General features: G+C 62.7%; 5 protein-coding genes. 3 read left to right on the forward strand and 2 right to left on the reverse strand.

Annotated elements, in window-relative coordinates; genetic code table 11:
* Positions 1 to 154: 154 nt before the first annotated feature.
* Entirely contained in the window at positions 155 to 1051 is an 897-nt protein-coding gene (locus tag IQK56_RS09025; protein ID WP_122308902.1) for a PA4780 family RIO1-like protein kinase, read from the reverse strand.
* 124 nt (positions 1052 to 1175) lie between these two features.
* Positions 1176 to 2453 (reverse strand): acetyl-CoA C-acetyltransferase, encoded by a 1278-nt coding sequence (locus IQK56_RS09030; RefSeq protein ID WP_122308904.1) that lies wholly within the window; start codon positions 2451 to 2453, stop codon positions 1176 to 1178.
* Positions 2454 to 2558: 105 nt separating this feature from the next.
* On the opposite strand from IQK56_RS09030, the gene IQK56_RS09035 reads away from it, so the two are divergent.
* From IQK56_RS09035 to IQK56_RS09045, 3 genes are all read left to right on the forward strand, one after another.
* Positions 2559 to 3902: a 3-oxoacyl-ACP reductase gene (locus tag IQK56_RS09035; protein WP_150760953.1), complete on the forward strand. Its 1344-nt coding sequence runs from the start codon at positions 2559 to 2561 to the stop codon at positions 3900 to 3902.
* A 2-nt stretch (positions 3903 to 3904) separates the two neighbouring features.
* Complete coding sequence (locus tag IQK56_RS09040; RefSeq protein ID WP_193863180.1) at positions 3905 to 4753, forward strand: MaoC family dehydratase; 849 nt, start codon at positions 3905 to 3907, stop codon at positions 4751 to 4753.
* Positions 4754 to 5055: 302 nt separating this feature from the next.
* A partial coding sequence (locus tag IQK56_RS09045; RefSeq protein WP_193901637.1) for a collagen-like triple helix repeat-containing protein occupies positions 5056 to 6440 on the forward strand: 1385 nt, incomplete at its 3' end.

Consider the following 6440-nt stretch of genomic DNA (forward strand, 5'->3'; position numbering starts at 1 on the left):
TTGGCTTCGGGCAGTTGCTGCTCTTAAAGGTGTACACAAAACAAATGTGGAGGGGCAAGCCCGCTCACCACAGTTACAGTGTTCCTCCTTAACTGACTGGCATTTGGGGGCAAAGCTCCCCCTCCCACATTTTTTATCTTCATTTATCTGAAGATCACTGCATCCAAGGCGGCGGCGGTTCTTCTGCGGTCTTGGTGTTTGGCGCATCATCCGCTGCGCGGATCGCCTGCTTGCGCTCTTCATCCAGCCGCGCCGCTTCAATCTCGCGGATCACACCGCCCACATCCGCCAACTCTTCCGGCTCGTCGAACTCGCCGGTCAAGACGCTGGCCGGGTGCAAGGTGCCGGCTTCGTACAGCGCCCACATTTCCTTGGCGTACTTGGTCTTCTTCAACTCCGGGGCAAACCGCCCGAAGTAGGAAGCCATGTTGCCCACGTCCCGCTCCAGCATGTTGAACGCGTGGTTGTTGCCCGCCGCATCTACCGCCTGGGGCAGGTCGATGATCACCGGGCCGGTTGGCGTCAGCAGTACGTTGAACTCGGAAAGGTCACCGTGCACCAGGCCGGTACACAGCATCAGCACGATCTGGGAAATCAGGAAGGCGTGGTATTCGCGCGCCTGGTCCGGCTCCAGTGTCACGTCATTCAGACGCGGCGCCGCATCGCCGTATTCGTCGGCCACCAGTTCCATCAACAGCACGCCTTCAAGGAAGTCGTAGGGCTTGGGCACGCGAACGCCCGCACCGGCCAGGCGGAACAACGCCGCCACTTCGGCGTTCTGCCAGGCATCCTCGGTTTCTTTCTTACCGAACTTGGAGCCCTTGGCCATGGCCCGGGCCTGACGGCTGTTACGGACCTTTCGGCCTTCCTGGTATTCGGATGCCTGACGAAAGCTTCGTTTATTCGCCTCCTTGTAAACCTTGGCGCAACGCAATTCGTTGCCGCAGCGCACCACATAAACAGCTGCTTCTTTACCACTCATGAGAGGGCGCAGCACTTCGTCGACCAGACCGTCTTCGATCAGGGGTTCAATGCGTTTAGGAGTCTTCATCAGCTTTTATTGTGGGTCCTTTATTACCAAATACGCGTATGGCACTCGTTATACGGCAATCGGCTCGCCGGTGGGAGGGGCTACCGACCGTTGATTGCTTAAGAATGCATCCAATATGCCAGTTTCAACGCTCAATGATCGCCGTCACGCCTTGACCACCCGCGGCGCAGATCGAAATCAGCCCACGGCCCTTGCCCGCTGCATCCAACAATTTAGCCAGGTTGGCAACGATGCGCCCACCGGTGGCGGCAAACGGGTGTCCGGCGGCCAGGGAACTGCCCTTCACATTGAGCCGGCTGCGGTCGATGGCACCCAGCGGTGCGTCCAGCCCGAGGCGGGTCTTGCAGTAGTCCGCATCTTCCCAGGCCTTGAGCGTGCACAACACCTGTGCCGCGAAAGCTTCATGAATCTCGTAGTAATCGAAGTCCTGCAACGTCAGACCATTCCTCGCCAGCAGACGCGGCACTGCATACACCGGCGCCATCAACAGGCCTTCGGCGCCGTTGACGAAATCCACCGCCGCCGCTTCGCCATCGCGCAGGTACGCCAGGATCGGCAGGCCCCGCTCCTGCGCCCACGCCTCACTGCCCAGCAGCACCAGGGATGCACCATCGGTGAGCGGCGTGGAGTTGCCGGCGGTGAGCGTGCCCTTTTCGCTGCGCTCGAAGGCGGGCTTGAGGGCGGCGAGTTTTTCAAGGGTCAGGTCGGGGCGCAGGTTGTTGTCGCGGGTCAGGCCCAGAAACGGGGTAAGCAGGTCGTTGTGCCAGCCTTCGGCATAGGCGGCCGCCATTTTCTGATGGCTCTGCAGTGCAAGCTGGTCCTGCTCGGCGCGGGGGATCTGCCAGGTCTGCGCCATCAACTCACAGTGCTGGCCCATGGACAAACCAGTGCGCGGCTCGCCATTGCGCGGCAGTTCGGGCTTAAGGTGATGGGGACGAAGTTGTAACAGGACTTTTAATTTATCCGCCACGGATTTGCTGCGGTTGGCTTGCAGCAGAAGCTTGCGCAGCCCTTCATTCACCCCAATCGGCGCGTCGGACGTGGTGTCGACCCCGCCGGCGATGCCGCACTCGATCTGGCCCAGGGCAATCTTGTTGGCCACCAGCAACGCCGCCTCCAGCCCGGTGCCGCAGGCCTGCTGGATGTCATAGGCCGGGGTTTGCGGCGACAGGCGCGAGCCCAGCACGCATTCGCGGGTCAGGTTGAAGTCCCGCGAATGCTTGAGCACCGCACCGGCGGCCACTTCGCCCATGCGCAGGCCGTGCAGGTTGTAGCGTTCGATCAAGCCTTCCAGCGCGGCGGTCAGCATCGCCTGGTTGCTCGCGGTAGCGTACGGGCCATTGGAACGGGCGAACGGAATGCGGTTACCACCAATGATCGCTACACGGCGCAATTGAGTCATGGAAAGCTCCCTCTGTCTGTTATGGGCTTGATCACTGAGCCTAGTCGAACGACTGCTACCCTGGGATGGTCAACCCTTTGAACCCCAGCCTTCGGAGAGCGTTCCATGTCTGACCGTTATATCGACTTCGCCAACTCAAGCCTCGGCCATCGTCTGGTCGCCGCCCTTGGCCTGCCGTCACCGGTACGCCTGGAACGCTGGCAAGCCGGACGCCTGCGCCCGGTAGATGGTGCACTGCTGCTGGGCGGTGGTGCCCTGGCGAGCAAAGTGCAGGTATTTGCCAACAAACTCACCGACGCCATTTATACCTACGGCGCCGAGACATCCACGTGGATTCCCGGACACGGCCCCAAGCTCAAGGCCGTGGTGTTCGACGCCAGCGAGCTGCAACACACCGACCAGCTCAAGCAACTGCGCGAGTTCTTCCAGCCACTGCTGAAAAACCTGGATAACAGCGCTCACCTGGTGATCCTCGGCCGCGCCCCGGAAAGTCTCAGCGACCCGTTTGCCGCCAGTGCCCAACGCGCCTTGGAAGGCTTCAGCCGTTCACTGGCCAAGGAATTGCGCAACGGCGGCGTGTTGCAACTGCTGTACGTCGGCGCCGGTGCCGAGGACCAGTTGGAAGGCGCGCTGCGTTTCTTCCTTTCGCCGAAAAGCGCCTACATTTCCGGCCAGGTGATTCGCCTGCAGGCTTGCGCCACCCCCGTCGAGGACTGGACCCGCCCACTGGCCGGACGCAAGGCCCTGGTCACCGGTGCCGCCCGAGGCATCGGCGCATCCATCGCCGAAACCCTGGCCCGCGACGGCGCCGAGGTCATCCTGCTCGACGTCCCACAGGCCAAGGCCGACCTCGAAGCCCTGGCCGCGCGCCTGGGCGCCCGCACCGTGGTGCTGGATATCTGCGCCGAAGACGCCGCCGGCCAACTGATCGAGCACCTGCCCGATGGCCTCGACATCCTGGTGCACAACGCTGGCATCACCCGTGACAAAACCCTGGCCAACATGACTCCGGAATATTGGGACGCGGTGCTGGCGGTCAACCTCAATGCGCCGCAAGTGCTGACCCAGGCGCTGCTCGACAGCGGCCGCCTGCACGACAACGCTCGCGTGGTGGTGCTGGCGTCTATCAGTGGCATCGCCGGCAACCGCGGGCAAACCAACTACGCCGCAAGCAAGGCGGGTTTGATCGGACTGGTGCAGGCCTGGGCGCCGTTGCTCAGGGAGCGCGGGATCAGCATCAACGCCGTGGCGCCAGGGTTTATCGAAACCCAGATGACCGCGCATATCCCGTTCGCCCTGCGTGAAGCCGGGCGCCGCATGAGTTCCCTGGGCCAAGGCGGTTTGCCCCAGGACGTCGCCGAAGCAGTGGCCTGGCTCGGCCAGCCGGGGTCCGGCGCGGTCAGCGGGCAAGCATTGCGGGTGTGCGGGCAAAGTCTATTGGGAGCGTAAACATGGAATGGCAGACCTTAGGCAATACTCCGTTTCTGCCGCCGTTGTATTGGCGGGCGGCGCTCAAGCGCAAGATTACCGGCAGCACGCTGCCTGAGCAGGGCCTGCGCTGCCGGGTCAGCGTCAACCCCAGGGACGTGGCGGCGTATCGCAAGGTCTGCGGTTTTGCCGACAGCCCGATCCTGCCGGCGACCTATCCGCACATCCTGGCGTTTGGATTGCAGATGCAGCTGCTCACGGCCAAGGCATTTCCCTTCCCGTTGCTGGGGTTGATCCACCTGAGCAATCGCATCCGTATCCATCGGCCGCTGGGCGGCGTGAACGAGCTGTCCATCGCTGTGCACGCGCAAAACCTGCAACCTCACGCCAAGGGCGCAACCTTTGAGGTGGTGACCACTGTCGAAGATTCTCTCGGCGTGCTGTGGGAGGCCGAGAGCCGGATGCTCTGTCGAGGCGTGAAACTCGAAGGAGAGGCAGCCGACGACACCCCGCCCCAACCGGTACAGGTCAGCGAACTGACCCGCTGGAAAGCCCCCGCCGATATCGGCCGTCGTTACGCGAGGGTGTCCGGCGACTACAACCCGATTCACCTGAGTGCGCCGACCGCCAAATTGTTTGGCTTCCCCCAGGCCATCGCCCATGGACTCTGGAACAAGGCGCGCACACTCGCGGCCCTTGGTGAGCACCTGCCCGCTGCCAATGTGGAAATCGACGTGGTGTTCCAGAAGCCGGTACGCCTGCCCAGCGAAGTGATATTGCACAGCAGCGCCTCCGGTTCCAGCGGTGAATTACTCTTGAAAGGCGCCGCAGATATTGAACATATGCGGGGTAAGTGGCGGCCAATCGCATAAAAAAGCTGTTCAATTGTATATATACGACCTAAGTAATAGCAGACATTACCAATGTCCGCTATTTTTATTTAACCTATTGTTTTATATGTCATATACATTTTTATACATCCTCGCCTTATGCACTTGCGACTAGTCACTAAGTACACCTTCGCCCCCTCTATATAAATCGTTAATACCAAGTTGAGCATTGAGAGAATACGCATCTGCGTCTGATATGGATTCACGGACGAACGCATCGCTATCCCAAGAAATAACGAGCGTTTGCAGACAACCAAGGTTGTACAGGTGCAGGGAACTCAATCATGAAAACTCAAGCCGTGTTTTGGAAAGCAAGTACCGCGCTGGCCCTGGCAATAGCATTGACCCTCGGCGGCTGCAGCAGCGGTGGTGGCGGGCATCACAGTAGCGGGTCTTCTTCCTCGGATACCGCCGGTACCGGTGGTGGGACAGGCGGCGGCACCGATCCCGGAACCGATCCGGGCACTGATCCGGGCACTGACCCAGGCACCGGCACCGGCGGCGGCACGCCACTGGTCACCGCGACTGTAGTCGACACACTGGGCAACACAGTGACCGACCTGGGCGGCACCGTCAGCAGCCTCGGCACCACCCTGGGCAGCCTGCCGATTGTGGGCGAGACCGCCGAAGGCCTGGTGGTGGCCACCGGCACTGCGGTCGGCAGTATCGGCAACGGCCTGTCGGATGGGCTCGGCTCACTGGGTACTGACAGCAACGCAGTGGGCACCACCCTCGCCGGGGTCGGCCAAGGTGTTTCCGATCTGGGCGATGGCGTCAGCACTAGCGGGGCCAACCTTCGGACGCTGCTGGGTAAAGTGCCCGTGGTCAGAGCCGCCGCGCCCGTGGTGGGCAGCACGGTCGACAAAGTCGGCAACGTGGTGACCATGCTCGGCGACACCCTGAGCACCGCCAGCACCACCGGCCCACTGGGCACGGTGACCAATGCCGTGGGCGCCCGGGTGCTGGTGCCCGTCGTTTCGATGGTGGAAAAAACCACCGGCAAGGTCGGCAGCACAACAGGCCTGAGCAGCCCGGTCGGCGGTCTGTTGGATAAAGTCGGCAGTACTGTCGATGGCCTCGGCGATAAAGTCGCCGGCGCGGGCGGCACCGCTAACCCTGTGACGGGCGCCGTGGGCAGCCTGCTCAATGGCGTGGGCACCGTGGTCGGCACTGCGAGCGGCTATGTCGACCCAGCCACCGGCACCGGGAGCGGGACCGGTGCCAACCTCGGCCTGCCGGAGTTGGTCGGTGGCATCATCGCCGGCGCCAGCAACGGCCTCAACGCGGGCAATACCAATGGCGTGGTCAGCGCGACTGGCATCACTGGCGCCAACGCCGGCGGTACCGTGGCGTCCCTGGGCACCCTGCTGGGCGGCAGCGGCACACCCAACACCGCCGCGGGTGCTCCGATCATGGCAGTGACCACCCGCCTCGGCGGCGCGCTCAACCCGGTCACCAATGGCGTCACCAGCCTCACCCAAAACGTCGGCAACGCCACTGGCCTGGGTGCTCCAGTCAATGGCCTGGTGACGAATGTCGGCGGCGCCGTCAGCAGCCTGGGCGGTAAAATCAGCGGCACCAATGCCAACCCGGTCACCAATGCCCTGGGCGGCACCGTCAGCGCCGTCGGCGGCACCGTGGCGTCGGTGGGGGGGGCTGGTCACCGGGG

Source organism: Pseudomonas cyclaminis (assembly GCF_015163715.1).
Taxonomy (GTDB): Bacteria; Pseudomonadota; Gammaproteobacteria; order Pseudomonadales; family Pseudomonadaceae; genus Aquipseudomonas; species Aquipseudomonas cyclaminis.